The 26,942-nt window shown below is 41.5% G+C and carries 19 protein-coding genes; 10 read left to right on the top strand and 9 right to left on the bottom strand.

The features are described from left to right. Positions 1–9: 9 nt before the first annotated feature. The 3 genes from ACH11B_RS27115 to ACH11B_RS27105 all read right to left on the bottom strand — a co-directional run bounded on the left by ACH11B_RS27115 (position 10) and on the right by ACH11B_RS27105 (position 3,919). Entirely contained in the window at positions 10–558 is a 549-nt protein-coding gene (locus ACH11B_RS27115) for a hypothetical protein (RefSeq protein WP_246860320.1), read from the bottom strand. 1,573 nt (positions 559–2,131) lie between these two features. After that, complete coding sequence (locus tag ACH11B_RS27110; RefSeq protein WP_377611404.1) at positions 2,132–2,767, bottom strand: ATP-binding cassette domain-containing protein; 636 nt, start codon at positions 2,765–2,767, stop codon at positions 2,132–2,134. A gap of 645 nt (positions 2,768–3,412) precedes the next feature. Further along, positions 3,413–3,919, bottom strand: a complete 507-nt coding sequence (locus tag ACH11B_RS27105) for an O-acetyl-ADP-ribose deacetylase (protein ID WP_149106201.1) — start codon at positions 3,917–3,919, stop codon at positions 3,413–3,415. A gap of 230 nt (positions 3,920–4,149) precedes the next feature. On the opposite strand from ACH11B_RS27105, the gene ACH11B_RS27100 reads away from it, so the two are divergent. After that, on the top strand, positions 4,150–4,323 hold the full coding sequence (locus ACH11B_RS27100) for a hypothetical protein (protein ID WP_157622304.1): 174 nt from the start codon (positions 4,150–4,152) through the stop codon (positions 4,321–4,323). A gap of 17 nt (positions 4,324–4,340) precedes the next feature. On the opposite strand, the gene ACH11B_RS27095 is transcribed toward ACH11B_RS27100, so the two are convergent. Beyond that, a complete protein-coding gene (locus ACH11B_RS27095) occupies positions 4,341–5,699 on the bottom strand; it encodes a sulfatase-like hydrolase/transferase (protein ID WP_289552249.1) in 1,359 nt (452 codons plus the stop codon). Between the two features lie 398 nt (positions 5,700–6,097). Between ACH11B_RS27095 and ACH11B_RS27090 the strand changes: the two genes are divergently transcribed. From ACH11B_RS27090 to ACH11B_RS27065, 6 genes are all read left to right on the top strand, one after another. Beyond that, positions 6,098–6,685 (top strand): RNA polymerase sigma-70 factor, encoded by a 588-nt coding sequence (locus ACH11B_RS27090; RefSeq protein WP_377611400.1) that lies wholly within the window; start codon positions 6,098–6,100, stop codon positions 6,683–6,685. A 63-nt stretch (positions 6,686–6,748) separates the two neighbouring features. After that, positions 6,749–7,687: a FecR family protein gene (locus tag ACH11B_RS27085; RefSeq protein WP_377611398.1), complete on the top strand. Its 939-nt coding sequence runs from the start codon at positions 6,749–6,751 to the stop codon at positions 7,685–7,687. Positions 7,688–7,943: 256 nt separating this feature from the next. Next, positions 7,944–11,426 (top strand): SusC/RagA family TonB-linked outer membrane protein, encoded by a 3,483-nt coding sequence (locus tag ACH11B_RS27080; RefSeq protein ID WP_377611396.1) that lies wholly within the window; start codon positions 7,944–7,946, stop codon positions 11,424–11,426. 40 nt (positions 11,427–11,466) lie between these two features. Next, positions 11,467–12,915 carry a RagB/SusD family nutrient uptake outer membrane protein gene (locus ACH11B_RS27075; RefSeq protein WP_377477747.1) on the top strand — a complete coding sequence of 483 codons (1,449 nt, stop codon included), beginning with the start codon at positions 11,467–11,469 and terminating at the stop codon, positions 12,913–12,915. Between the two features lie 11 nt (positions 12,916–12,926). Next, positions 12,927–15,470, top strand: coding sequence for a zinc-dependent metalloprotease (locus tag ACH11B_RS27070; protein ID WP_377611394.1), 2,544 nt, complete (start codon positions 12,927–12,929; stop codon positions 15,468–15,470). A gap of 9 nt (positions 15,471–15,479) precedes the next feature. Further along, entirely contained in the window at positions 15,480–17,087 is a 1,608-nt protein-coding gene (locus ACH11B_RS27065) for an amidohydrolase (RefSeq protein WP_377611392.1), read from the top strand. A gap of 192 nt (positions 17,088–17,279) precedes the next feature. Here the strand turns inward: ACH11B_RS27065 and ACH11B_RS27060 are convergent, their stop codons facing one another. Together ACH11B_RS27060 and ACH11B_RS27055 are read right to left on the bottom strand one after the other, a co-directional pair. Then, positions 17,280–18,191: an AraC family transcriptional regulator gene (locus tag ACH11B_RS27060; RefSeq protein ID WP_289552240.1), complete on the bottom strand. Its 912-nt coding sequence runs from the start codon at positions 18,189–18,191 to the stop codon at positions 17,280–17,282. Between the two features lie 55 nt (positions 18,192–18,246). Further along, positions 18,247–19,053 (bottom strand): SDR family oxidoreductase, encoded by an 807-nt coding sequence (locus ACH11B_RS27055; protein WP_377611390.1) that lies wholly within the window; start codon positions 19,051–19,053, stop codon positions 18,247–18,249. 380 nt (positions 19,054–19,433) lie between these two features. Between ACH11B_RS27055 and ACH11B_RS27050 the strand changes: the two genes are divergently transcribed. After that, positions 19,434–19,739 (top strand): helix-turn-helix transcriptional regulator, encoded by a 306-nt coding sequence (locus ACH11B_RS27050; RefSeq protein ID WP_130856586.1) that lies wholly within the window; start codon positions 19,434–19,436, stop codon positions 19,737–19,739. A gap of 49 nt (positions 19,740–19,788) precedes the next feature. Continuing rightward, entirely contained in the window at positions 19,789–20,754 is a 966-nt protein-coding gene (locus ACH11B_RS27045) for a zinc-dependent alcohol dehydrogenase family protein (RefSeq protein ID WP_377611387.1), read from the top strand. Between the two features lie 156 nt (positions 20,755–20,910). On the opposite strand, the gene ACH11B_RS27040 is transcribed toward ACH11B_RS27045, so the two are convergent. Beyond that, positions 20,911–22,281 (bottom strand): alginate export family protein, encoded by a 1,371-nt coding sequence (locus ACH11B_RS27040; protein WP_377611385.1) that lies wholly within the window; start codon positions 22,279–22,281, stop codon positions 20,911–20,913. Positions 22,282–22,787: 506 nt separating this feature from the next. On the opposite strand from ACH11B_RS27040, the gene ACH11B_RS27035 reads away from it, so the two are divergent. Further along, on the top strand, positions 22,788–25,325 hold the full coding sequence (locus ACH11B_RS27035) for a tetratricopeptide repeat protein (RefSeq protein ID WP_377611383.1): 2,538 nt from the start codon (positions 22,788–22,790) through the stop codon (positions 25,323–25,325). Between the two features lie 137 nt (positions 25,326–25,462). Here the strand turns inward: ACH11B_RS27035 and ACH11B_RS27030 are convergent, their stop codons facing one another. Continuing rightward, complete coding sequence (locus ACH11B_RS27030) at positions 25,463–25,888, bottom strand: VOC family protein (RefSeq protein WP_130856590.1); 426 nt, start codon at positions 25,886–25,888, stop codon at positions 25,463–25,465. An 82-nt stretch (positions 25,889–25,970) separates the two neighbouring features. Then, complete coding sequence (locus ACH11B_RS27025; protein ID WP_130856591.1) at positions 25,971–26,738, bottom strand: AraC family transcriptional regulator; 768 nt, start codon at positions 26,736–26,738, stop codon at positions 25,971–25,973. Positions 26,739–26,942: the final 204 nt, after the last annotated feature.

The raw sequence follows: 26,942 nt of genomic DNA, 5'->3' as shown, positions 1-26,942 counted from the left end.
TTCATAAAGTTAATTACCATTGTAAGGAGCCGAAAACTTTCCATCAGTTACGGTTATGTATTCATCACCGCCGGATAGCCTTAATTTTCCCGAAAAGGTTCCTTTTACGCCCCAATCTGTCAAGCTTGTGATGTTAAGTGTAAATTCGGTACCCGTGCTTCTGCCGCCACTATATACAGTGGTCCAAGTCTTTCCATCCTTAGCATGCTGTATATAGTACTGACCATCCAGCTCTGGAGTGCTTCCACCGGCTACCGAATAGGTCTTTTCTTCTGCGCCCTCCGGTAAAACCAAATCAATACCAAAACCGGGAGATGTCGCTGTATTCTCTTCTTCCCAGCCGCTAATTACCACAAAATGTATGGTTTCTTCAGCGGGTTTGTCATTGGCATTTACATGATAGTTAAAACGATGTTCTTTACCATTTAGCTTACAAATCAAGTATTTCTCTGCAGAATCATCAATATCACCATCGCTTTTATTACAGGCGGATAGTCCGGCAAGTATAAATAGTGTGCATATTATAATGGAGAAGTTCGTTATTTTGTTTGTTTTCATGAAAATACAATTTGGATCCTTTGACTTAGCCCAAAAATAGTTTCTAATAAAAGTAGACGCAATCAATAAAAGCCAGCCTAAGATGAGCCTCGTACATAGATTATATAAAGCGCAAATCTAAAGAGACATTCTTATTAGATACAATACCCGTAAATAAGTATTTTTTTCTACCATTAATAGGGGAGGGCTCCTGTAGAGTCCTAGCTTTACAGCTTTTATTTTATAGACTCACAATAGTTTTTTTTCTCGATATGAATTGATTCAGGCAGGAGCGTATTACAATGAAGGCCTCCGTAATGAGCAGCCGGTAATGTTTTTCTTTTAAGCTGTATGGTTGAAAAAATAAACACTCTCAACGGAGGCCCAATTTACATTTGTCCAGCGTTAGAGCTAAGTCCTGGACCATCGCTATAATGACATAAATCCGTCTCAATATGTTCATTAGCTGGCATCTATTTGATCACCAAATACGAGCGTTTATAATAGGTGAAATAAAAAAAAGCAAAGGAAAAGGCCAAGTTTATTAAAATCAGAACAAAAGGTAAATCATATAGAACCAGTATCAAAGCAGCACTAAACCAAATAAAAACCCATTTTAAGAACGACTTCATAGTTGCAGAATTAAAGTATAGTATAGCTCTAATAAGCAATAGACCACTAAGGCTAATTAATAAAAATAAAAAGACTGAAGATGCGGGCAAAATGAAACATATCCCTATGTATTCTAGAAGTAATAGGGTGCAATAACCGAGGACTCGCATTGTATATACCTTGATCCTGCTATAGGGTAGTTGCTGAATAAAATATAAGTGATTTTGTGAAAATCGATACTCCAAATAAACGATTACACTCTGGACAATCACCGTTACGAGTGCAGTTATTGCGATTAACCGTATAGGTTCATCGACTTCAAAGATTGAGATCTTTAAAATTAGCAATGCGATAGAAGAGAAAATTTTAGTAATCAAAAAAGGTATTTTATGTTTTAAAAGAATTTCATAAAAAAATGCATTGAAAGGAGTTTTTCGAAGTTTTCTTGTAAGTGCTGTTAAGTTAAAGCCGCTTTCTTGTTCAAATTTCGCAAAGTTAAAACGATATAGGTATATGAAGGTGCTGATAATCACTAAAATTATTAGATAGAGCCCGCATAATAAAGGTATCAAAAGGTCAAGTACAATCAAGCCATAAATAGTTGCAAGCAGCCAATAAATAACGAGTGGGATAAAGAGATAAAGTTGAAACATAAACCAAACATAAAACTGCTTTGAAAGTGGAAGAGCGTTTATGCTATACCGCCAAAACGTATGCTCTGCCAATCTGCTCGCTTTCCAGACGTACAACCAACATTTAAATGTGTATAACAACCATAGGGCACACGCTATTAGCGTAATAATAGGAGATTGAACAAAACTGAGTAGCAATACCAGATAGATTGTTCGCTCCTCTCCGGCGGGAATGTGTCCGGCAGTTTTAATGAATAGACCATAACCGAATATCAGAATGAAAGACAGAATTAAAAAACCGGCATTCATTTTATAATACTCTTTCCCGAAAGCTTTTATAGGATATCTAGCTAAGGACATTGTATCGTTTCTGTTTCAATTTTTTTGTCACGAATAATAAAAGTACTGGTAATGGGCAGAGCAGAAGAGATACTATAGTGGGAAGTTATTATGAAATTTGTTCCGATCATCATGCTTTTTTTTATCGACTCTACAAGCTTATCGATGGCATCGTCGTCCAATGTAATAAATGGTTCGTCCAATAGGATAAGCTCCGGCTTGCCCGTAAAGGCTATAACAAGTGAGAGCTTTTTTAACATTCCGGCTGAATAACTTTCTATTTGGTAACCTAAATAATCATCCATGCCGAAGTCGCTTATAAGATGCGCCAATGTTTGTAACGAACCGTTTTTTGCACTAAGAAAAAGATTGATCATATCCCATCCTGTAAAAAAAGGAGGAAATAACGGCTCGCTCTCAGCAAAGTTGATTAGTTTTCGGTAAGCAATAGGATGTTTCTTCAAATTGATCCTTTCATTAAAAATCACGGATCCCTTAAAGTCGATCAATCCCGCCAAAATTTTAAGTAAGGTGCTCTTGCCGGAACCATTACGCCCTTTAATCCAAGTGATTCCAGTGCTAAGCTTTGCGCTTGAGCTTACTAGAACTGTATTATTCCTGTAGTTTTTTGATAAATTGTTGATCATCAGCATATAATTTAGATTTACACTGATTGACTTTGTTACATTCGCACTGTTTTAACTCTTATTTAAACTTCTTATTTTCTCTTTGACCATTTTGCAGCAGCAGGCTAGTGAGTGTTTAGGTCGTGACATGTAGTGGAACGTCAGCAAGTGGCTGAATTCTAATGAGCGAATATTGTTAGTGAAGCATTATGCTTTGAAAGATGCGGTTTTTTTACTATGATACAATTCTATAGCTTTCATATAATTGCTAACTCCTTTAGGTGGTGTCAAATAATATACAAATCTCGATAATTCGCTATGATTCTTGCCTGTTGAGGTTGAGCGGATATCACGCTTTGACTGCCGTTTTTTAAAATAGCCCTCCATTAAAACCAATACCTATTCATCTCGTTTAAGAATCTATTGTCTTCAATAGGATATTTAGAACTCAAAACAGCATCTATCCCACATTTCGGACAGATCGCGGTTTCGCCGTTAATATCATTGATCCATTCGAAAATCTCAGATGGAGGGTATGTCTTTTTACAATAAAAACAGCCACATAATTTGCTGCTTAATATTTCTTGTCTATGCGAAGAACTGCCTTTGTGCGCAATTTTTAAATAACTGATATGATAAGTCTCTTTCATTGATTTCTTTGGAAAGTTATATCAGCTCCTCATAAATCCAATAATTCTCCTCATCATAACATACAAACGTTACTTTAATCTCTGCGCTACTGAAGTTGAGAAATTCCTTGACGGTATCAATTGCGATTTCGGCAGCCCGATCTTTGGGAAATCGATAGACACCTGTACTAATATTCGGAAAAGCGATCGACTGGAGCTGATGTTCAACCGCTAATGCCAAACTGCTTCTGTAAGCTGAGGCGAGCAGCGCTTCTTCATTGTTTTTGCCCCCATTCCAAGTTGGACCTACTGTATGAATCACAAATTTCGCCGGGAGATTACCACCCGTAGTGATAACGGCTTCGCCCACCATACAGCCTCCTTGTTTTGCACGGATGCGCTGGCATTCTTCCAATATCGCTGGGCCACCCGCACGATGGATAGCTCCGTCAACGCCACCACCACCGAGCAAGGATGAATTAGCCGCGTTTACAATGGCATCCACCTCAAGTTTTGTAATATCTCCTTTTAAAAGCTCTATCATATATATACAAAGGTGCTATTATTTTGTATACTTAATTATTTATTAAAGAAGTCCTTTTTGTAGTAAACCATTTTCTTTTTAAAAAGTTGATATATTTCTATGAAGAAGCCTTCATCAACTCTTCATAAGTAATCTCTCCTAAGGTAGATCTTTGCAGCGCTACCGCTAAAGTATTTACCCTGTTATGGCGCTCTCGGCAATAGTGCAAATATGCAAAGCAAGTTCGAAAGATGGATATGAAATATGACTTTGACGAAAGCCGAATCCGTATTGAATATGCTAGTTCGATCGGAAAACTCGAACAAGAGGCCAGATTAAATAGGGTAGGACTATGGCATGACCATAATCCCATTGCACCGTGGAAATGGCGTAAGCCGAAAACAGTAGTTGGTAATCCTAATTAAACAAAGCGACATGGATCTTATTCTTTTACACCCCACTCTTTTGGTGCTACAAATCCCTTTCTGCCCTGCCCATAGGGAGGAACTTGTTTCGAACTTTTGATCGAATTATACGTTTCCAATTTTGTTTTTAAATCCTTGTAAATAGTCGTTTCTGTATCTTTTAAATCTTTTCTTTCCCCTATATCTCGGGATATATTAAATAAAACATCCGTTTGTAATTTCATTATCGAGTTATTATTACCTGCTTCTATTAATTTCCAATTACTGTTTACCAGCGCTCCCTCCCCAAGGTAGAAATTTCGCTGTATGCCTGATTTGCTTCCATTTAATACCGGGTATATGCTTATTCCGTCCAACGGGTTCTCGGGTGCTTCTGTAATTCCGGCTATATCCAGCAAGGTTGGTAAAACATCTACATACCCGGTTACCTGCTCCATAGTCTTTCCTCCTTTTAACTTTGCAGGCCATTTTATAATGGCCGGTGCCCTTACGCCGCCTTCCCATTCGGTAAATTTAGACCCTTTCAGTTCTCCGGATGACCCGGGAGAATCCGGGGCATACCCGTTGTCACTAAAGAAAAGAACGATGGTGTTATCTTCTATGTTCAATGTTTTCAATATTTCTAAGACCTTCCCAATGTTCCCATCTAAACTCCTGACCATGGCTGCATAAGTTTGCTTTTTAAGATCGTCTTCTCCGCGAGGTTTTAATAGGTCTTCTTCTTTTGCTTGAAACGGCCCATGAGGCGCATTAAAAGCCAAGTACATAAAGAATGGGTTTTCTTCCTGACTGTACTGCCTAATCCTTTTTACCGCCTCATCCGCAAGTAAGTCTGTCGCGTAACCTTCATCATAGCTTGAATTAAAATCATTATGCCAATCTAATTCGCCCTCTCGTTTATGCGTAAAATAATCGATCGCTCCATTTAAATGACCATAGAAATGGGTGAAACCCCTATGTAAGGGATGATATTTTAAGGAGGCATGTCCCAGATGCCATTTTCCGATAATTGCCCTGTTCTTATAACCCGCTTTAGCCAGATATTCGGGCAAAAAGGTCTCGTCAGTGTTCACGCCAAATTTAGACCAGGGTGGAATAACGGTTTCTCTTAAACCAAACCTGTCCGGATAACGACCGGTCATCAGTCCGGCACGGGTAGGGGAGCAGACTGCCGCCGTGTAGAACCGGTTTAAGCGAATTCCGTCTTTTGCTAACTGATCGATTACAGGGGTTTTGATGGTGCCTCCCAGATATCCTAAATCTCCCCATCCCAGATCATCTGCCAGAATAATTAGAATATTAGGTTTTTTCGATTGCGCCATAAGCAGGATGACGTGCATGCATAGCAATACGATTAGTAATGTTACTCTTTTCATATGATCTGACTTAAGCAAATACTATTTCAGTTTTCCTTCTTTATCTACTTTAAAAGTAGAGAAAAGTGGAATGAATTGCTAATTTTAAATAAGAGGAAAATCCGATGAGGAGGCTGCAGAAATCGAGGAGGTATCCGTTGACTTCATTCAAGTCCATGCAGATTTAGCAAAGAAGAACTGAACAAAATTCCATTAATAGAAAAAAAGCCATCTCCTTTACTATCTGCAAGTCGTTTTCGATGGCCTGTATCAAAAATAATCGATATTAAAATGTAAAAAAGAAAACAGATTTGTTGTTTTTGTATGGCAATTAAATTAAATTCGTGTCAATTAACCGTTATATCCCCCCTGTTAAACTGACTAAAGGACGTGTTTTTAAAAAAAAATATTCCATTTTTATGTCAGTAAGCAAGAAAATGTCGGACATCGATATCTTCCTAAAACTAAAATCGGGCAATACTAAAGCTTTTGAGCTAATTTATCATAAATATTGGTCGAAACTTTTTGATCAAGCCTATAAAAGACTTGCTGACGAAGAAATTGTTAAAGAATTTATACAAGAGTTATTTACGGAATTGTGGCAGAATAGAGAGGTAATACAAATTCATACTTCCATTTCATCTTATCTGCACCAGGCTTTAAAATTTAAAATATATAACTACTACAAATTACAGCAAGTACAAGACCGTTATAGACAATTCGTCTATGAGCAACATGGCCCCCATTCAACAAATAATTTAACAGAAGAACGGATAAATTACATCGACCTACATCAAGCTTTAAAAAAAAGTATTGAAAAATTACCTAATCAAACCAGGCGCGCCTATAAATTAAAGCAAGAAGGCGGGTTAACCTATCCCGAAATTGCTGCCGTTCTAAAAATATCAACCAGTACTGTAGAAAAACATATTATCAAAGCACTTAAAGTAATCAGGAAGGAGCTTAAACACTTCATTTGGCTATTATTTACCATATTTTTAAAATAATCGAAAAAAAAAGTAGAGGTACTATGCCTGTTAAATTTACTATTAATTGTATTTACATCCCGAATGGATCAAAATAACATACATAGAGCAGAAGAAAACCAGATGTCCCGGCGTTTTGAAGCTTGGTATAATGCAGCAGATCACTGTAAAGCATATACCGAAACACTTTCTGCACAAACAAAGCAAGCGCTTGGCAATGATATGTTATTCCAGATCAAAACACGCGCAAATATATCGTCCCCGAAGAAGTATAAACCTTCGAATCAAATGCTTTGGTGTGCCGCTACTGTTATTTTATTATTTGCGGTCTTTGTATTCTTACAAAATGGTCCTACCATAACATATACAACAGGCTATGGCGAGATCAAAATGATTCATTTACCCGACGGATCGCAAGTAAAATTAAATGGCCATTCCCGTTTATATTATCGTAAAAGAAATTTTAACGCCCACCGGGAAGTTTGGTTAAATGGTGAGGCAAGCTTTGTTGTTGTACATAAGCAAAACAATCAACGGTTTAGCGTACATGTATCCGACAGCACCTCTATTGAGGTCCTAGGCACAGAATTCAATGTGCAAAATAGAAACCAAACTTTGATAGCATTACGCGAAGGTAAAATCAATTTTCGATGTATTAGTAAACAAGACAGTTATAAAATCGAGATGCAACCGGGGCAGCATTTTATGCTGGCTAAAAACAGTCGTGATTATCAGCTGAAAAACGATGTTGCCATCGATGCGTTTTTTCTTTGGCAAAAGCACAAGCTATTACTTAGCAACAGCACACTTAACGAAGTGATTTCCGTATTAAAAGCAACTCAAGGTGTAGAAATCGTCCTAAAAGATGACAGGTTACTAAAGAGAGATGCTTCAGGATCTATGCCCTTAAATGTGGATATTGAAGAGATGATTTCTAACATTGCATTATTATACGATCTGGATATTAAGAGAATGAACAATCGATTCTTATTTCAGTCAAAGCAACACATTACACACCAATAGGAGTCGATAAAAGCCATCATTATTGCAAAAAGCTACACGCATTTTTGTGCGTAACGGCTCTTTATTGTCTTTTTTTAACATTCAAACCCACAAACATGAGATCATTACTAATCAACATCATTATGCGCTGCTAAGCCAACCGTCTAATTAGCAACAGAACAGGTAAGATTGACCTTGTACTACCCAAATCAGTAATATCCATTTCTGGTTAATGAAACCGTTTTGCCTTTTAACAAACAATCCTAAAACAAATATTATGGCTCGTAAAATTCTAAAAATCATATGTCTAACAATGGTATTGAGTGTGTTTATGCCTCCAAAGCTCATAAAATTGATGGCAGCTAGTTCTGAATCCTTCAGCCCTTCTTTTCAAACGGTGAGTCTCGAGGAGGCTTTAAAAAAGCTGGAAGAAAAGTTCCATGTCTCCATTGCATATCGTAGCGGATTATTAAAAAATAATCAGATAGATATGTCCGTACTTCAGCATGCATCCACGATCGAAGCAGCCTTATCGAGCGCATTAGCAGACCGAAAGTTAAGCTTCAAGAAGAACAATGATCGGTTTTTCGTCATTATCGAAAAAAATATACCGAGCCAGGTAGCTGCCGTACAATCAAAGCCGGTAAATGTACAACAGCGAAGCGTACGTGGTGTAGTGACAGACGAGCAGGGGCAACCCATTCCATTTGCAGCAGTGAAAATAAAGGGCACTACCTTGGTAACGAGTACAAACGAAAAAGGCCAATTTGTTATTAATAATTTACCCCCTGATGCAATTTTAATCATTACCTATATGGGATACAGACCAACGGAAGTGCCTGTGTCCGGTAAAGCCGAGGTAAACCTACAAATGGAACCGGTAGCTGCAGAGTTAAATGAGGTAGTGGTAGTAGGTTACGGTGTACAGCGAAAAGAAGAATTTACAGGTTCTGCAACCCGCATAGGAGGAGAAAAACTGGCCGATCAACCCGTTCAGAGTTTCGACCAGGCATTAGCCGGCAGGGCATCGGGTGTCAATATAGCGCAACCTAATGGTGTATTAAACAATGCTCCCGTTATCCGTATCAGAGGTGTTAACTCCATTTCTCAAAGTTCTTATCCACTTATTGTGGTGGATGGAATTCCGATCAATGCAGGAGAAAGTGTCTCATCGAATGCCAATGTTACTAATAACCCTTTAGGAGATATCAATCCGGCGGATATCGAATCGGTTAATATATTAAAAGATGCGGCCTCCACTTCCATTTATGGTTCCAGAGGTGCCGCAGGTGTCATGATCATTACCACTAAAAGAGGTAAAACCGGCAAAGCACGCGTAAATTATGAGGGATGGACGGGCATATCCAACCCGGTAAGACTGCCAACAATGCTTAATGCTGCTCAATTTATGGAGATAAAAAACGAAGCTGTACTGAATTCGAAGATTTTAAGTGGGAACGCTGCTAACGACAATGTCGCGAGTGCGTATTTCTTCCCCACTTATAAGGAGGATGGATCATTAGTGGACACACGCTGGTATGATGAAACTTATCGCACCGGTTTTTCCCATAATCATAGTCTTAATGTGACCGGGGGTTCAGAGGATACCAAATATTTCTTTTCTACCAATTACTCAGATCAAAAAGGCTTTATCCGAAATAACGAATTTGACAGAATTGGCGTGCGTTTCAATGTAGATCATAATTTAACGAACTGGTTAAAACTAACAGGAGGAGCTAATTATACGCGCAGTAATAATCAATCTCCCAACACGGGATCACTCCGGGGGAACGCTTTCTTACTCACCGGTATTGCTCGTTTAGCTTGGCTAACGGCCCCCAATGTTAGTCCGTATAATCCCGATGGCACTTACAATATAGCTAGCAGTACCAATTCGATGGGGATGGGAAACAATACAGTAGTTAGTAATTTCTATAATCCTACCGCCTTATTGGGTTTGAACCGATACGATGCACAGAATGATCATATTATTGGAAATGTGGGAGCTACGGTAACCTTGTTGAAAGGCTTAGATTTCAAAACAAGTTATGCATTGGATTGGACTAAAGTGGAAAACAAAACATTCGAAAGTGCCCTACACGGACCGGGTTTTACCCCTCAAGGTAATGCTGTCAACACAATTAACAATATCAACACCTGGAATTGGAGCAATACGATGTCCTTCAGAAGAGCTTTTGGTCAGCACAACCTTTCCTTATTAGGTGGCTATGAAGTGCAGCATTTTTATTTCAATCGATGGGGTGCTACCCGTACACAGGTATCCGATGAGTATTATGAAAATTTTGAGGGAAGCTATGGACGTATTATACCCTTTGGAAGTATGCTAGATGCCGAATCTTCGTTGATCTCTTATATTTCGAGGATAAACTATGATTTCGACAAGCGTTATTTTTTAACGATCAACTTCCGAAGAGATGGTAATTCCATACTCGGAGAAAAAACAAAATTCGGAAATTTCGGCGGGGCTTCCATTGGCTGGACACTTTCAGAGGAGAATTTCTATAAAGGGTCTTCTCTAGCGGAAACCTTAAACAGTATAAAATTGCGTGGTAGTTGGGGGCGGGTAGGAAATGCCAATAATCCAAACAAGTTTGCCTCGCTCAATCTTTATGAATCGGCTCTGTATGGAGATGCACCTATGTTGAACTACTATCAAGCCGGAAATAGCGGTTTGGAGTGGGAAACCAGTGACCAGACCAATATTGGAGCGGACTTAGGTTTTTTCAACGACCGTTTGCAAGTAGAAATGACTTATTTCTATAATAACGTAAATGGATTAATTCTCAATGCTCCGCAAACGCCGTCGAAAGGAATACCCAATAACGGCATTATGTTAAATGTTGGCTCTATGTACAATCGCGGATTTGAATTCACCTTCAATGCCCGTGTTTTAGAACAAAACGGTTTTACCTGGAATTCATCGTTTAACTTTACAACGATTAAAAACCGTGTTACAGCCTTGGCAGAAGGCAATGCCGACATTGTTGGTTCTACCAGTACGGCGGCAGAAGCCACTAATATTACCCGGGTTGGCTATTCCGTTGGAAGTTTATATGGAGCCAAAACGGATGGTGTAAATCCCGAAACAGGACAGCGTATTTTCATCAACCGCGCCGGCGAGCGGGTGCAATATAGTCATGCGGTGGCTGCGGGCGAAAGCAGATGGACCTATCTGGACGGTTCACCTGCTCAGGCAATTTCGGGCGCCGACTATTACCTGCTGGGAAATGCCCTTCCAACCTGGTATGGTGGGTTTGACAACACACTTCAGTATAAAAACTTTGACCTCAACTTAAGTTTTGTATATTCCGGTGGTAATTATATCCAAAATGGCACCAAAGCTACCCTGCGCGATCAGCGCTTCTGGAATAATTACACCGAAATCTATGATCGGTGGACAAGCCCGGGCCAGCAGACAGATATCCCGCGCCTCGTGTATGGCGATGTTATTTCAAACGGCTCATCTTATCCCATATCAGAAAATGTGGAAAAAGCAGATTTTCTCAGATTGCAAACCGCGTCATTGGGCTATCGGCTTCCGACAAAACTGCTGGGCAAATCCGGCATTAGTTCGGTGCGTTTTTATGGTCAGGTGTTCAACGCATTCATCATTACAGGCTACAGTGGTTCAGACCCGGCACTTTCTTCCAATGGTAACGACAATCTAACGCCGGGCGTTGATAAAAATTCTGTACCACAGGCACGCACTTTCACACTCGGTGTCAACGTAGGCTTCTAGCAAGACCTCATTTTAAAAAAAAGCGATAAAACTATAGGTTATGAACAATAAAAAATATAAGACTTTAAAACAGGGTATTCAATCAATCATGATTACCGTGCTATGCTTTATTTCTTGTAGCGAGCAGGAATACCTGCATCCGGATCCCACTACTTATATTCCGCAAGAACAAACATTTGACACCCCTGAACGTGTGCTGGCTTTGGTAAATGGATTATATCGGGGCATGAAAGACCAGCAATTTTATGGCGGTCGTTATTACATTTACTGCGAAGTGCGAGGTGAAGAATATATTAATAGAACCGCCAATCTTTTTACGGCTTTTGATTCCTGGAATCATACCTTAAATGCCGGTTCCAACGAAGTGCAAAACCTCTGGGCTGCAGCATATCGTACCATTAATTTATGCAATGTTTTTTTACAAGGATTAGTTGACAATGCAGATAAAGTAGATCCCGAAGCAGCTACCGCATACGCTGCCGAAGCTAAATTTGTGCGGGCAGTTTCTTATTTCGCCCTGGTAACCCTATACGCAAGACCTTATATCGAGAACAATGGCAATGCGCCGGGTTTACCCTTACGTCTACTGGCCGAAACTTCCTCGGCCAACAATTCATTAGCCCGCAGTACAGTAGCCGAAGTATATGCACAAATACTGAAAGATCTCGATGAAGCCGAAACGGGCCTGCCGTTATCCTATGGTACGCCTCTACTCAATACCACGCGCGCTCACCGCAACACGGCCATTGCTTTCAAAACGCGTGTTTACCTTACGATGGGAAATTACAGTATGGTGATACAAGAAGCGCAGAAAATCGTTTCGGCCAATGCACCGTACCGAGCCGAAACAGGTGTTGCCCATGCGCTACAAGACGACGCTACTATTCCTTTTTTATCAAATAATTATACCACAACAGAGTCTATCTTTAGTATGCCCATGACTGATTTAGATTCTACCACCGGTCAATCGTCCATAGGATACAATCTCAATACCTCGCCAGGAAATTCGGAGTATAATTTAAACCCACTGGGTATCATCGCCGACACGGAGTGGCGCGAAAACGATCAACGCCGACTGTTCATTACCGGTGGAGCTACCAAGTATCTCAAAAAATACAGCAAGCCTTCTCCATTTTTAGATTATATTCCTGTGATCCGATACGCCGAAGTGTTACTTAATTATGCCGAGGCGGCAGCGCATGTGGAAGATCTTGATAAAGCACGCGATCTGCTAACATATGTTAGAAACCGGGCTGATGCATCTTATCAGTTCCCAACAAGTGCCATCAATAATGTAGACGCTCTGATCCAAACGATTTTACATGAACGCCGAATTGAGTTTTTAGGCGAAGGATTGCGTTCTAATGATCTGTTGCGTACTTTGCAGACTATTCCTGCAAAGGGTACTGCTCCAGCTGTTTCACCAACAGAAGAAGCCTATATTTTTCCCTTGCCCAATTCAGAACTATTAACTAACAAAGATTTATAAACAAGAAGAACATGATGTGTCTAAAAAAAACGATTACAAGGTGTTTCCTGATAACGTTGTCCCTTATCGGTGGATTGCTACCCTACCAAACCCTTCGGGCACAGAAATCGATAGCTACTCCCGTTGTAACAGGAAGTATCTCCGATTTCATCAAAAATCTAAAAGCGTATCCCGGTTATTTTAATTTCTATTACGATGAAAAAAATGATAAGATTTATCTGGAAATAGACAAGCTAGGGACTGAATTTTTGTATTACACCTCGCTTACCGATGGGGTAGGTTCCGGCGGGCCGGAAAGGGGACAGGCAACAGCAGTTATTGCTAAATTTATCCAAGTAGGCCAGAAGATCTTGCTGGTAGAGCCCAACTATGCTTACCGGGCGATAACCGATAATAAAGACGAGCAAAAAGCAGTAGAAAACGCCTTTGCTCAGTCCGTTATCTGGTCATTCAAAGTGTTGGCGGTAGGGCAGGGGAAAGTACTCATTGACCTGAGCCCGTTCTTGGTACGAGATAGTCAGAAGATAGCTTCCAGTATTGGGCGTAACAACCTTCCCGGTCTCCATATTGGTGCTTCACAACAGATGGGCCCGGCTTATAATTTTGATGAAAGCAGATCGGCCATCTATTTAGACAATACTAAAAACTTTCCAAAAAACACAGAATTCGAAGCCATCATCACTTTTACAGGAGGCAGCGTCCAGGGCAGAGGTTGGGGGATGGGGCCCGGTATCGCGCCGGACCCCAATGCAGTTACCGTGAAGATGCATCAATCATTCGTGGAGCTGCCCGAAGCTGGCTATAAGCCCCGTAAATTTGATCCGCGCTCCGGTTTTAATATGTATAGCTACATGGATTTTTCCGCTTCCATGAAAGAACCCGTCGTTAAACGTTTTACTCGTAGGCAACGCCTGGAAAAAAAAGATCCTACGGCTGCGCTCAGTGAGCCGGTAAAACCGATCGTTTACTATGTTGACCGTGGTGCGCCCGCACTGATCAAGAAAGCACTCATCGAAGGCGGTTCCTGGTGGAATCAAGCTTTCGAGGCGGCCGGATATAAGAATGCCTTTCAGATCAAAGAGCTACCGGAAGGTGCTGATCCCATGGATATTCGATATAACATCGTCAATTGGATTAACCGTACCGGAAACCCCAGGGCTTTTTCAACCGGTATGTCCCATATAGATCCCCGTACCGGTGAAATTATTAAAGGTGTGGTAACATTGGGAGCAGACAGGCATCGGCAAGATTACCTGATTGTGGAAGGGCTTTTGCAGCAATATGAAGATGGAAAAGAAGTAAATGATGATATGCAGAATTTTGCGCTCGCACGTATTCGTCAGCTTTCCGCTCATGAGATTGGTCACACCCTTGGCTTATATCATAATTTTACTTCCAGCACGAAAAACAGGGCATCGGTAATGGATTATCCCTTCCCTCGCTTTAGTATGGACAACCAAGGTAAAATAAATGTAGCAGATGCGTATGCCGTAGGTATAGGTGAGTGGGATAAGCGTGCCATTATCTGGGGATACCAAGACTTCCCCGAAGGAACCGATGAAAACAAGGCCCTCGATGATATTATGAAAGAAACCCTCGCTCAAGGGCATATCTTCATTCCCGATATCGGCGGTTATGTCCATCCCATCGCCAATCAATGGGATGAAGGTACCAATGCACCTAACGAGTTAAAACGCCTGTTGCAAATCAGGAATCGACTATTACAAAATTTTTCAGAGAAAGCCATTCCCGAAGGTGCACCCATGGCCACCTTGGAAGAAGTATTGGTGCCTATCTATCTCCTCCACCGTTATCAGATAGAAGCCGCAGCCAAGTCTTTAGGTGGTTTGTATTTTACCCATGCCCTAAAGAATGACGGACAAGTTATTACCAAACTCATTGAACCCCAAGAACAATGGAAGGCCTTTGATGCCTTAATCAGCACAATCCAGGCAGACGCGCTCTCACTGCCGGAGCAGCTAATACAGAAAATCCCGCCCCGGCCTTCGGGATATCCGCAGACCCGTGAAGTCTTTAATCGTTATACAGGCCCTACTTTTGATCCTATCGCCGCGGCAGAGACAGTGGCCAGCACAACGCTTGGTCATCTATTAGACCCTGCGCGGGCAGCCAGGTTAATTGAGTACCAAGGCAGAGACGATAAACAACCCGGTTTTATTCCCATGGCCGAAAGGCTTTTAGAGCTCACTTGGAAGAAACCCCTCGTTGGCGGCTATAAGGGAGCATTACAAGCCATGGTAAATAATGTTACGTTGCAGTATTTGCTACAGTTAGCAGCCGGTAAGGAGACGTCCACCGTGGTGAAAGGGCAAGCCATCTATTTAATCGAGAACCTAGCCACTTGGATGCAAGATCATCTCGGCAATGCATCACCGGCTTACGCCTCTAATTTACACTTTGGTTTAACTCAAATTAAATCTTTCCGGGAAAATCCTTCAAAATTTGAAATCGAAGCCCCTATGCAAATGCCTCCCGGTGCTCCCATAGGAACCCCGTCACTTCATTTTATAGACCAAATGTGTTCATTCAATTAAATGCTCAACATGAAGAAACATCAAATTAGCAACCTTCTATTCATCAGTGTAGTATTCTATATAATACAAGTTGGATGTGTGCCTCCACTTTTCGCTCAAAAAATCAATGCCAAGAAATTAGCTACTTTAAAAAAAGAGCTTATTCTTGAAATTGATAAAGAACAGAAAAAGAGCCAGGAAATGGTAGATATGGTTTTTAGTTTCGGCGAATTGGGTTTTCAGGAAGAAGAAACATCTCGCTATCTAACCGGGATTCTAAAGGAAAACGGTTTTTCCATCGAGCAGGGCATTTCCGGTGTTCCAACAGCCTGGTTAGCGAGATGGGGAAACGGTAAGCCCGTTATCGCTATTGGCAGTGACATTGATTGCATACCCAAAGCCTCGCAAAAGCCCGGAGTAGCCTTTCATGCTCCCCTAGTGGAGGGGGCGCCCGGGCATGGCGAAGGTCATAATTCGGGTGTTCCTTTAAATATTACTGCTGCACTGGCTCTAAAAAAGATAATGGAACGCGAACACATCAGCGGTACCTTGGTCTTATGGCCAGGGGTTGCAGAAGAGCAATTGGGTACAAAAGCTTACTATGTACGTGACGGTTATTTTAAAGATATTGACGCTTGTATCTTCACCCATGTAGCAAACAACTTGGGGGTATCCTATGGCGACAGTGGCGGGAACGGCATGATTTCCGTTAAGTTCAATTTCGAGGGCGAAGCAGCCCATTCCGGTGGTGCCCCTTGGCGTGGAAAAAGTGCTTTAGACGCCGTAGAACTCATGAATGCAGGTTGGAATTACCACCGCGAACATATGGAGCCCACACAGCGTTCTCATTACGTGATAACCGATGGCGGCGATCAGCCAAATGTAGTTCCATCTAAAGCATCGGTATGGTATTATTTTAGGGAGAAAACCTATCCAAAGATCATGCAAATGTACGAAGATGGCATTCGGATCGGTGAGGGCGCCGCGAAAATGACCAATACCAAGATGACCTACGAAGTGTTGGGAAGCGCTTGGCCCGGACATTTCAATCAAACAATCGCCGAAACCATGTACAAGAACATTCAAGCAGTGGGTCTACCCACATGGAGCGCTCAGGATCAACAACTCGCCAAAGCGATACAAAAAGAACTCGGAGTTAAAGAAGAAGGAATGAACGTAGAATTAAGTAAACTCGGTATTCCCAATGCCAATCCATCCCTCATGGGCGGCGGGTCTGATGATATTGCTGACATTGCTTGGAATGTGCCAACCGTGGTGTTGCGTTACCCCTCCAATATTCCCGGTTTACCGGGCCATCATTGGGCTAACGCCATTGCCATGGCAACGCCTATTGCACATAAAGGTGTTATCGCCGGGGCAAAAGTGGAAGCGCTTACGTTACTGGATATGCTAGTAGATCCACAAATTATTAAAGACGCTTGGACTTATTTTAATGAGGTACAAACCAAGGAAATAAAATATACGCCCTTGGTTTCAGAAAAAAATAAACCCGCTACTTTTCTGAATAAAAAAATAATGGAAGAATTCCGTCCGCTCATGAAAAAATACTATTATGATCCTAGCAAATACGGCACTTATCTTGAGCAATTAGGAATTAGCTACCCGACGGTAAGGTAAGATATTTATAAAAGGTGCTTCAGCCAGCAAGACGAGTATAATTCAACGCACGCAGATTCCGGGATAAATCATTTAATGTTAAAATTACCTTTTTCACAGCCTGCAGCAACCTGTTCCATCTTGGAACAGGTTGATTTTATCTTTAATTCATCAGATTTATAATATTATACCAGCGCTGCAGATAAGTATAGATCAGTTGAATGAACGGCGAAACTCAAGGGGTGATAGATCGGTTTTCTTTTTGAACAGTTTGTTAAAAGACTGAGGATACTCAAAGCCTAATTGATAAGCTATTTCGGCTACTGAAAGTGTAGTGGTACTCAGGTACTCTTTCGCTTTCTCCACCATTTTGTTGTGGATATGTTGCTGTGCGCCCTGTCCGGTTAGCGATCGAAGCATATCACTCAGATAATGTGAGGAAAGAGCAAGTTGCTCAGCCAAATACTCCACCGTTGGCGGCCCGTTCTTTAAAGCTGCTGAATCTGATAAGTAAGTGGTCAACAAATTATCCATTTTGCTTAACAAATCGTGGTTCACAGCCTTCCGGGTGATGAATTGTCGTTCGTAGAAGCGTTTGCTGTAGTTAAGCAGCAGATCGATCTGTGACAGTACAATCTCCTGGGTATGGCGGTCAATATATTTTATCTCTTGGTCGATCTTGTCAAAGATATCGACCACATTTTGTTCTTCCTGCTCTGAAAGATGCAGCGCTTCATAAACCGCGTAAGAGAAAAAACCATAGTTTTTGATCGCTACAGCAAGCGGATGCCCGTATAGTAGATCCGGATGAAACAACAGCGCATGGCCTGTGCCAACGCTACCTTTGGATAAGTCGTCTTCAGGTATTTCCAGAGTTTGTACCTGACCGGCAGCAATAAAGGTCATCAAGCCTTTGTCAAAATCATAGTATTGTTGTCCGTATTTTACTTTGCTGGTGATTTCTTTCTTTAACGATACGCAATAAAAATTAAGCGAATATTGCTTCCACATGGGATCATTGATAAAGCGAAGATCCTCCACGCGGAACAAGCTGATCAGTGGGTGAACAGGATCAGACAGGCCATGCCTACGATGAAACTCGGTAATGGAGCTAATTGTTACCATACTGTTATACAAATGTAGTAATAGGCTCGCAGTTTTAACCGTTTGCCTGTTTATTTCATTTACTTAAAAATTGCTGTCTGATCTCTATACGAAAAGCTTCCTTGCCGATCTCCAGTTGTTTTTGATATAGTGCATTGGCGTCATTACCTGCCACATAGCGTATTTGATCTTTACCGTCAGTGGCCGCCTCATAAACTATTGCTGCTATCTGCTCAGGCGTTGACGCAGCCTTCATCATCATGTCAATATTGGTAAAGAGTTTATCCTCTAATTCTTTATAAGCAGGATGAAAGCTTCTGTCAAGCGAGCGGCCAAGAAATTCAGTAGAGATACCGCCCGGTGCGATGGTTTTAATACCGATATTATACAGTGCTAATTCAAAAGACATGCTCTCAGACCAACCCTCTATGCCAAATTTGGTTGCATGGTAAATAGAATGCAACGGAAAGCCCAAAAAGCCGCCCATTGAAGTAGTACTGATAAATAAACCCTGCTTTCTTTCGCGGAAATGCGGCGTAAAAGCTTGCGTAACTCTGATAACACCTAAAAGATTGGTGTTAATCTCCCTTAATATCTGCTCATCGGATAATGCTTCTAAGGATCCCATAAGCCCATAACCGGCATTATTAAAAACAACATCAATATCGTTGGAAGCGATTGCGGTAGATACCGCTGCATTGATATTGTCAAGATCGGTCACATCAAGCTGTTGTACGTTGACGTTTTCGAGATTAGCCAAGTCACCGGCTTTATCAGGGTTGCGCATGGTGGCTATAACTTTCCAGCCTTTTTGCTGAAATAGTTTGGCAGTGGCTCTGCCTAAGCCTGTTGAAGCGCCCGTTATAAAAATTGTTTTTTGCATATTGATATTTTAGTAAGTTTAGGCAAAAGTAAGCATAGCAGAAACTGCAAATGTTTCCAAACCGGACAAGCTTGTGTTCAAAATACCGTTTTCAACATTTTCGCAGTTGGATATAAAATCCAGTCTGTTATCGCATCCTATCTATTCTTTATGGTAGTGCTTTTCATTGGTGTTCTAATAACCCCACACACCGCTGTCCGGGACAATAGTGTTTAGCAAAAGCATAGGACTCTACCTATCTGACTTTAGCACAGCCTCAATAGATAGATATAACACATTTTCATCAAAGCTGAAGTTTAGGCTGAACACTGCAAATACTAGACCCTAAAAATACGTATTAATTATTTGTAGGTATTTAGGAAATTTCCTAAATTTGTAGAATGGAATTATTGGAAGTCATCAAGTCGCTATCGAACGAGACACGTTTAAACATTCTTAAATGGTTGAAAGACCCTTATGCACATTTTCCTGAAGAGGAGCTTAGTGAAAAAACATCCGAAGTAGGCGTATGTGTATCCGATATCGCCAAAAAAGCGGGAATGTCGGTGCCTACCGTTTCTGAATATTTAAAAACCATGTCGGCTGCTAATGTTTTGATTGCTACAAGAAATGGGCAATGGACATATTATAAAAGGAACGAGCAATTAATCCAGGATTTAGCAATGCATATAAAAGATAGACTCTAAAAATTTTTAATATATAATTTAGGTATTTACCTAATTAACTAAATACAATATGAAAGCAGCAATATTAAAGGAGTTCGGACCCGTCGAAAATTTTGAAATTGTAGAAATGCCGGTACCAAAACCCGGGTTCAGGGAAGTGTTGGTCAGGGTACTTGCAACTTCTGTCAATCCTTTAGATTATCAAGTACGGCGTGGGGATTATAAAAATGAATTGGACTTACCCGTCATCACAGGCCATGATATCTCCGGTGAAATAGTGGAACTCGGTGCGGGAGTAGAAAATTTTAAAATCGGTGATGAAGTTTATTATACCCCCGAAATTTTTAAGGGGCAGGGAAGTTATGCGCAGTATCACTGTGCTCACGAGTCTATCATTGGGCGAAAACCAAAAAACATTAGCCATCTGGAAGCTGCAACACTTCCTTTAGCAGCGGGTACAGCTTGGGAGATGCTGGTTACAAGAGCACAACTAAAAATCAACCAGTCTATTTTGATTCACGGGGGTGCCGGTGGTGTAGGAATACCAACTATTCAAATTGCAAAAGCTATGGGAGGAACTGTCTTTACTACCGCACGAAAAGTCCATCATAAATTTCTTATTGAACTGGGAGCTGACTATGTGATTGACTATGAAAATGAAAATTACATCCATGCTATTCAACAATTGACACGTAATAAAGGAGTTGATGTAATTATTGATACCATTGGAGGAAATACGCTCGCTGACAGCGGGAAGATTCTTAGTCAAATGGGGCAGGTAGTTACATTGGTTGATATCGAAAAACCTCAGAACCTTATTGACGCATGGGGGAAAAACGCCACTTACCATTTTGTCTTTACCCGACAGAATAGAAATAAACTCGATGAGTTAACCCGATTGGTTGAAAATAAAAAGCTGAAGCCAATTTTAAATAAGGTCTTTTCACTGTCGGAAATAGGTAAGGCTCATCGTTTATTGGAAACCAAAGCCGGTGATGAAAATTTTTATGGTAAAATTGGAATAGATATGGAATAAATGCCATTACTGAAAATTTTGTTTCACCACATTCTATTTATAAAAATGGCGGAGTGCAAACGGTCGGTCCATTTAAGGACTCTCATGTTTTGCCTTCCCCCGGTGATTGTTATAGGGATCATGAATCACAGGCAGCGGATTTTCATACATTGCTGATCAAAATTTAAAACCTAAGAGTGAACTAATAAAAACCCCATCTTTATGTTGCGGTATTACGTCGTTAATAAAATCCCCGGTGTTAAAATATTGTAGGCCGGCATTGTAGTTTAGAAATTTGCTGATCTGCCAGGATACTGTAGTAATGTAAGCCGTGCCAATATAATGGCTGTCTGAATTTGAGGAAGCCAGCCTGAGTGTACCATCAGGGAGGTAAATACCGTCATGCAGGGATTGCCGCCACGAGAAGACCGTTTCAAAGGAAAGCAGTACATGCCCGACCGGGGTCCAGCTCAAATTGGGGTGAATAGAAAGCAGGTTTGCCGGACCGGCCTGTGGATTCATGCCGAAATAACCGCCGTTCGGATATAAAGCGTTAAATGTGCCCAGTTTGCCATCGTCTTTGGTGTCGTCGCCTGAAATAAAATCGCTGCGGAGCTTTATTGTCGGAACCCCGTTCAGATTAGTGAAACGATAAGTGATATCCATCGAGCCGCCCCAGGCGCGGATATCTGCCGCGCCAAATTTGCCCAATTGATAACCGATCTCAAAGTTGTAGAGCAGTTCATTTCCGTTCGCCCACAATCGGGTGCCGACGGTATGGCGGGATTCAGTGGCAACACCATCATCAAACCGGGCTTCATCCCGGTGAGTACCCATATAGTAAAGGTCGATATTGAGCATTTTATCTGCAGTATGTGTACTATAAACGCCCCATAGACTCGATTTTCGGCTAATAGTGGCATTATCAAACACACCGGTTTTTACACGGCCGGCCGCCATGACAAAAGCATCAACATTCCATTTTGGAGCAGCATATGCCACTTTGGCTCCGTCGAAATACAAACGAAGATTGGGACCCTCGCGAACATCAAGCAGTCGGCCGCTACCATACTGCAGTTCCTGTCGTCCTAATCGGATGGTCATTTTGCCATCCATTCCCTTGTAAGGGATTAGATCTATGAAAAGATTCTGAACGTTCAGCTGATCCTCATCAATAGGCCGCGGTCCGTTCTTTCGTCCGTTCTCCAAACCGCTTCGCAACTGCCCGAAGATCCTGATCCTGTCATTTAGGTGCAGATCGGCATGCAGTTGGTATCGCTGTAGCAAGAAAATATTTCTGCCGATATTACTTGCGCCCCAGTCTTCGTGCTGCGCCCCGTCCAGTTCGGCTCGCAGCTCGCCACCGAAAGAAACATAGGCTTTTCCACTTTCCGAAAGCGGCAGGTATTTCAAGCTATTGTAAAAGGTCCGGGTACTATCCTTTAAAGCTGAATAATCTTCATTAAAACGTAACAGCTTAAAGTTTTGGGCATAGGAAAATTTGACCAATATAAAGAAACCCATTAGCAATACAGTTTTTAGTTTCATCAGCTGCGCATATTATTGATTGATCTATCGATCCGTTTTAGTTGAGGTCGTTTTCCTTTCATCGTGTATCCGTGTACTGCATGAACATCGTTATAAGATGCCATACAAATCTCAGTATCAGAATGCAACGGAACGAAGATGTTTGTAGGAAAAGTAAGTAGACAAAAGTCTACTTTTTTAATTTTGATTACTTATCTACAAAATATGAAAAAGCGCGGGGACGATTTGGGCTTTTTTGTATACGCTTCGCTGTTTTCCGGTATCTCCTAGCTAAAAATAGAACCGATTAAGTTTGTTTCCGACATGTTGACGAAGGTAATTGCACGATAGCTATTTACATTGCCAAAGATTGGGAAATGGTGGATGGCATAATTGCATTTTGTTAGTTCCTGTGCAATTCTGTGAAAAGATTTTAAATACGTAAATTTGTGCATTTATTGAAAAAGTAAATTGGCTTTTTATCGCCTCGAAGGAATGTTGGAAGAGCTCAGAAATACAGACGAACAATGATATCAAAAGAAAGGATCGGTTATAACTACCTGAAATACCTGCTTACCGCAGCCTTTTCAGCCTTGCTAGTTATGGGGTATGCGCAGGAGGAAAAAGAACAGCAGGAAGAGAAGCAGCAAGCCACTGAAAAGCTAGACGAAGGGCAATCTACGCCTATGGGGTCCATCGATGTCGTACGTGATTACCGGCCGATGCTGGCCGATGCCGTAAAGATCCGTCGGAGTCCGGATATGAATATCAAACGCGAAGCGCTTGAAATCGAGCTGCGCCGTATCGCTGCCGCCACGTATTTTGCACAGAACAAATTCAAACAAGCTTACTACGTTAAATTAATTGAACGCTACCCGGATGCTTCACGCAGCAATATCGATAATTTCCGGATCGGCTCTATCGCCTATTTAGCAGGCGAATACGAAAGAGCAAACTCTATTCTGGAGAAAGTGGCAGATCCGGATGCCTTTTATCAGGGCTCATTGATTACTTTGGGCCATATTGCCGTTGAAACCGGCGATAAGCAACGTGCACGGGATGTGTTCGTGAAAGCGTCCAGGCTGGATTTCGATCAGGCATTGAAATTAGATGGGCTGTTTAATTATGCTAAAATCTTATATGAATTAGACTCCGCCCAGGTTGCTCAGGAGGTCCTTCAGAAATATATCGCTCAGAAATATGCGGATCGTAAACCTGATGCTGAAAATACAGAGAATGTGGAAACCCTGTTGGCCGAGGTCTTGTCGGGTACGAGCAATTTCCATGCAGGGGTAGCTATGCTGGAATCGTTCAAAAGCAGGGGGCGGGAAGCCGATATGGTCTACCAAAAGGTAACGTATTACCGCGGACTGGAGTTTTATAATGAGCGCGCTTTCGAAAACAGCATATCCCTGTTCATGCGATCGGAAAAATTCCCAATCGATGCGGAAATGGCGGCGTTGGCCACGTATTGGAAAGCGGAGGCGATGTATGAAGTGCGTAAGTACAGAGAGGCGGTAGAAAACTTTTCCCGGTTCCTTCGGTTGCCCGCCGCCCGAAACACAAATGTATACAATTATGCAAATTATGGCTTGGCTTATGCGGCGTTTCGCAACGACAGCTTTAGCATAGCGGCCGATTATTTTGAACGCTTTTTGGCTGTCGAAGGAAGTTCGCTAGAGGAAAATATGCGTCATGACGTAATTGCCCGTTTGGGTGATTCGTATCTGTCCCTGCGCAATTACGACCGAGCCAACGAATACTACGACCAGCTGATCAACAGCAAAGCTCCTAATCAGGACTATGCGTTGTTCCAGCGCGGTATTATTCAGGGATTGCAGGGCGACAATGAAGCCAAACTCAGCACCCTAAGGTCCGTTATCGAACAATTCCCCGGTTCGAACTATGCAGACGACGTGGCTTTTGAGGTTCCATACACGTATTTCATTACCGAAGATTACGATGCCGCCATCGAAGGGTTGCAACAGATGATCGAACAATACCCCCGCAGCAGCTATGTCCCCCGGGCATTGATGACCATCGGGCTTGTTCAGTACAATAAAGATGAAACTGAAGCCGCGAAGGCCACCTTTCAGCGGGTGGTAGAGAAATATCCCACAACCGAAGAGGCAAAGCAGGCGCTGCGTTCCATTGAAAACATCTATCTGGATCAAGGGGATGCCTCGAGTTATATTCAATACGCAACCGGTGCCAATATCGGTGATCTGAGTACTGCGGAGCAGGATAACCTAGCTTTTCAGGTGGCCAATTCCTTGTTTACCAGGGGAGAGTACGGACCGGCTGTGGAAGCGATTAATGCATATTTTGATAAATTCCCAAAACCCATACAGGAAAAACATGCCCGTTATATCCGCGGGGTGAGTTTGTACCATACCGGGCACCCGAAGGAAGCCCTGCACGACCTAAACATTATCTTGAACGACTGGACGAGCCAGTATACGGAGAAGACCTTGCTAACGGTTGCTGCCTTATACCTGAGCTTGAAGGAATACAACGAGGCCATCGTGCATCTCAAAAAACTGGAGCTCGTTTCAGAATATAGAAAAAATTATGGCTATGCGGTAACTAACCTAATGATTTGTTATTTCGAAATCGGCGACTTCGAGCAGGTGGCCAAGTATGCGAAGTTGATTAAGAATTACGATCGGTCGTCTGAAGAGGACATTGCCAAGGCACACTTATACAGCGCACGGGCCATGCTGCAGGAAGGGAAAGTGGAACCTGCCATGGATGAACTGAATCAGGCGGCGTTGAAGAGCCGAACGGCAGTCGGCGCAGAGGCAAGGTACCGCATAGGGCAACTGCAGTATCAAGACAAAGAATACGACAAAGCACAGGAAACAGCCTTTGATGTGATCAACAACATGGGTGCATATGACTATTGGGTGGCCAAAAGCTTCATTCTGCTTGCGGATGCCTATGCGGGCAAGGGCGATAAGCTCCAAGCGAGGAAGACGTTGGAAAGTGTGATTAAAAACTATGAAGAAGATGATGACGTCATTCCTTCAGCAAAAGAACGTTTACAGAAATTGAAGAATAAGTAACAGAAATATTCCGTTAATAAATATTTTCATTGGCCGGATCTTATAAAGCATTCGGTCGAACCCAAGGTCGTTTGAATAACAATTGGCGAAGTAGCAGATTCGGTCACTTCGCCAACGCATTGTAACATATAATCGTTTTAAACTTCCTCCAAAGTCTTAATGTCAAACTTTTTCATTTTTAAATAAGCGTCCAGTACTTTCTGCGATTTTTCAGGATCACTCAACAGTTTCGGTAAAACTGTAGGAACTACCTGCCATGACATTCCATATTTATCCTTCAGCCAACCACAATTTCCTTCTTGCCCACCCCCGGATGTCAATTTTTCCCAATAATGGTCAATTTCCTCCTGTGTGTCACAGTCAATAACAAAGGATACGGCTTCATTGAATGTAAAATTTGGTCCGCCATTTAAACCCATAAACTTTTTTCCGTCCAATTCAAACGTTACCACCATCTGATTGTCAGCGGTGATTTTTGAATTTGGAAAAATTGAGCAATAAAACTTAGCTGCCTCTTGTGCTTGCCCGTCAAACCACAAACACGGATAAATCGGATTTTTCATTTCAAATAAATTTTTAAAGTTTTGATATTGCAAATGTAGGATGCCGCAATACCTCAAAATAGAATGATCCCGACAAAATATCTTATTGCTTACCTAAGTTCAGATACGCTTTAGGTGTTAAATTTGTAAACTCCTTGAATGTTCTTATAAAGTGGCTTTGGTCAGCGTAACCATTATTAAATACGATATCAGTCAGCTGCTTAAACAGTCCGGTATTTAGTTGCTGAAAGGCAGAATTGAACTGGGCTATTCTTCGATATTGATCTGGTGAAATCCCTACCTCCTTTTTAAACATTCTCTGAAAAGTCCGTTCTGTTACAAAAATCTCGTTTTGAGCTTTTGTTAAAATCTGTTTTGAAGGATTTTCAGCAATTAGCTTCGTAGCATAATCAATAAGTTTATTGGAAATTTGTATTTTATTAATAAGATCGAAAATGAAACCATCCAAAATGGTCAACATTGCCTGAATGGATAGGGCATTTAGTAATTTTTCCTGTAGCTCATTCGCTACTTTGTAGTCTACTAAATTTAAGTTAATAGGATTGTCTGTAAATTCTTGGGCAGAAAAGCCAAAAAGAGCCTTTAAAGAAAACGGCTTAAAAAAGTAGGCAATAAGTGTAAAGTTGTCAGAGAATGTGATTTTTTCAGGAAGGACCGTCTGTCCAAAAAGAGTTAAATAATTTTTGGTGTTGTTAATCGTGCCTAACGTATTTTGAAAAAGTAGCGTCGGTTTGCCATTTGCAAAAAGAGGCAGCGAGAAATTGTCTTTAACATCATAATTTTCAATGATGAGAATTTCGTCAACATATTCGGCAATTTTTTGAGCCGGTTTTAATCTACTTCCTTTCAATTTTCAAACTTTGTTAATGCTTACAATTACGACATTTTATAAAACAGCTTGATATGTAACCTATGTGTGCTGTGGCCCCATGTGACAGAGAAGTACAGTCGACATCATCATGTATCTCAAAGATAAGAAATATGCAAGACCGTCAAAATAAGACGCTTAAAAAATATCTCACCGTTGAGAAATCTGCTAGGAGTGAAGTTACAT

The organism is Olivibacter sp. EAT-5 (assembly GCF_044784325.1).
GTDB lineage: Bacteria > Bacteroidota > Bacteroidia > Sphingobacteriales > Sphingobacteriaceae > Olivibacter > Olivibacter oleidegradans.
This window is presented reverse-complemented; position numbering and strand designations above follow the sequence as displayed.

Bases quoted from the DNA above. Each gene is read 5' to 3' on its own strand.
- ACH11B_RS27115 (WP_246860320.1), bottom strand. From the start codon at position 558: ATGAAAACAAACAAAATAACGAACTTCTCCATTATAATATGCACACTA.
- ACH11B_RS27110 (WP_377611404.1), bottom strand. From the start codon at position 2,767: ATGATCAACAATTTATCAAAAAACTACAGGAATAATACAGTTCTAGTA.
- ACH11B_RS27105 (WP_149106201.1), bottom strand. From the start codon at position 3,919: ATGATAGAGCTTTTAAAAGGAGATATTACAAAACTTGAGGTGGATGCC.
- ACH11B_RS27100 (WP_157622304.1), top strand. From the start codon at position 4,150: ATGGATATGAAATATGACTTTGACGAAAGCCGAATCCGTATTGAATAT.
- ACH11B_RS27095 (WP_289552249.1), bottom strand. From the start codon at position 5,699: ATGAAAAGAGTAACATTACTAATCGTATTGCTATGCATGCACGTCATC.
- ACH11B_RS27090 (WP_377611400.1), top strand. From the start codon at position 6,098: ATGTCAGTAAGCAAGAAAATGTCGGACATCGATATCTTCCTAAAACTA.
- ACH11B_RS27085 (WP_377611398.1), top strand. From the start codon at position 6,749: ATGGATCAAAATAACATACATAGAGCAGAAGAAAACCAGATGTCCCGG.
- ACH11B_RS27080 (WP_377611396.1), top strand. From the start codon at position 7,944: ATGGCTCGTAAAATTCTAAAAATCATATGTCTAACAATGGTATTGAGT.
- ACH11B_RS27075 (WP_377477747.1), top strand. From the start codon at position 11,467: ATGAACAATAAAAAATATAAGACTTTAAAACAGGGTATTCAATCAATC.
- ACH11B_RS27070 (WP_377611394.1), top strand. From the start codon at position 12,927: ATGATGTGTCTAAAAAAAACGATTACAAGGTGTTTCCTGATAACGTTG.
- ACH11B_RS27065 (WP_377611392.1), top strand. From the start codon at position 15,480: ATGAAGAAACATCAAATTAGCAACCTTCTATTCATCAGTGTAGTATTC.
- ACH11B_RS27060 (WP_289552240.1), bottom strand. From the start codon at position 18,191: ATGGTAACAATTAGCTCCATTACCGAGTTTCATCGTAGGCATGGCCTG.
- ACH11B_RS27055 (WP_377611390.1), bottom strand. From the start codon at position 19,053: ATGCAAAAAACAATTTTTATAACGGGCGCTTCAACAGGCTTAGGCAGA.
- ACH11B_RS27050 (WP_130856586.1), top strand. From the start codon at position 19,434: ATGGAATTATTGGAAGTCATCAAGTCGCTATCGAACGAGACACGTTTA.
- ACH11B_RS27045 (WP_377611387.1), top strand. From the start codon at position 19,789: ATGAAAGCAGCAATATTAAAGGAGTTCGGACCCGTCGAAAATTTTGAA.
- ACH11B_RS27040 (WP_377611385.1), bottom strand. From the start codon at position 22,281: ATGAAACTAAAAACTGTATTGCTAATGGGTTTCTTTATATTGGTCAAA.
- ACH11B_RS27035 (WP_377611383.1), top strand. From the start codon at position 22,788: ATGATATCAAAAGAAAGGATCGGTTATAACTACCTGAAATACCTGCTT.
- ACH11B_RS27030 (WP_130856590.1), bottom strand. From the start codon at position 25,888: ATGAAAAATCCGATTTATCCGTGTTTGTGGTTTGACGGGCAAGCACAA.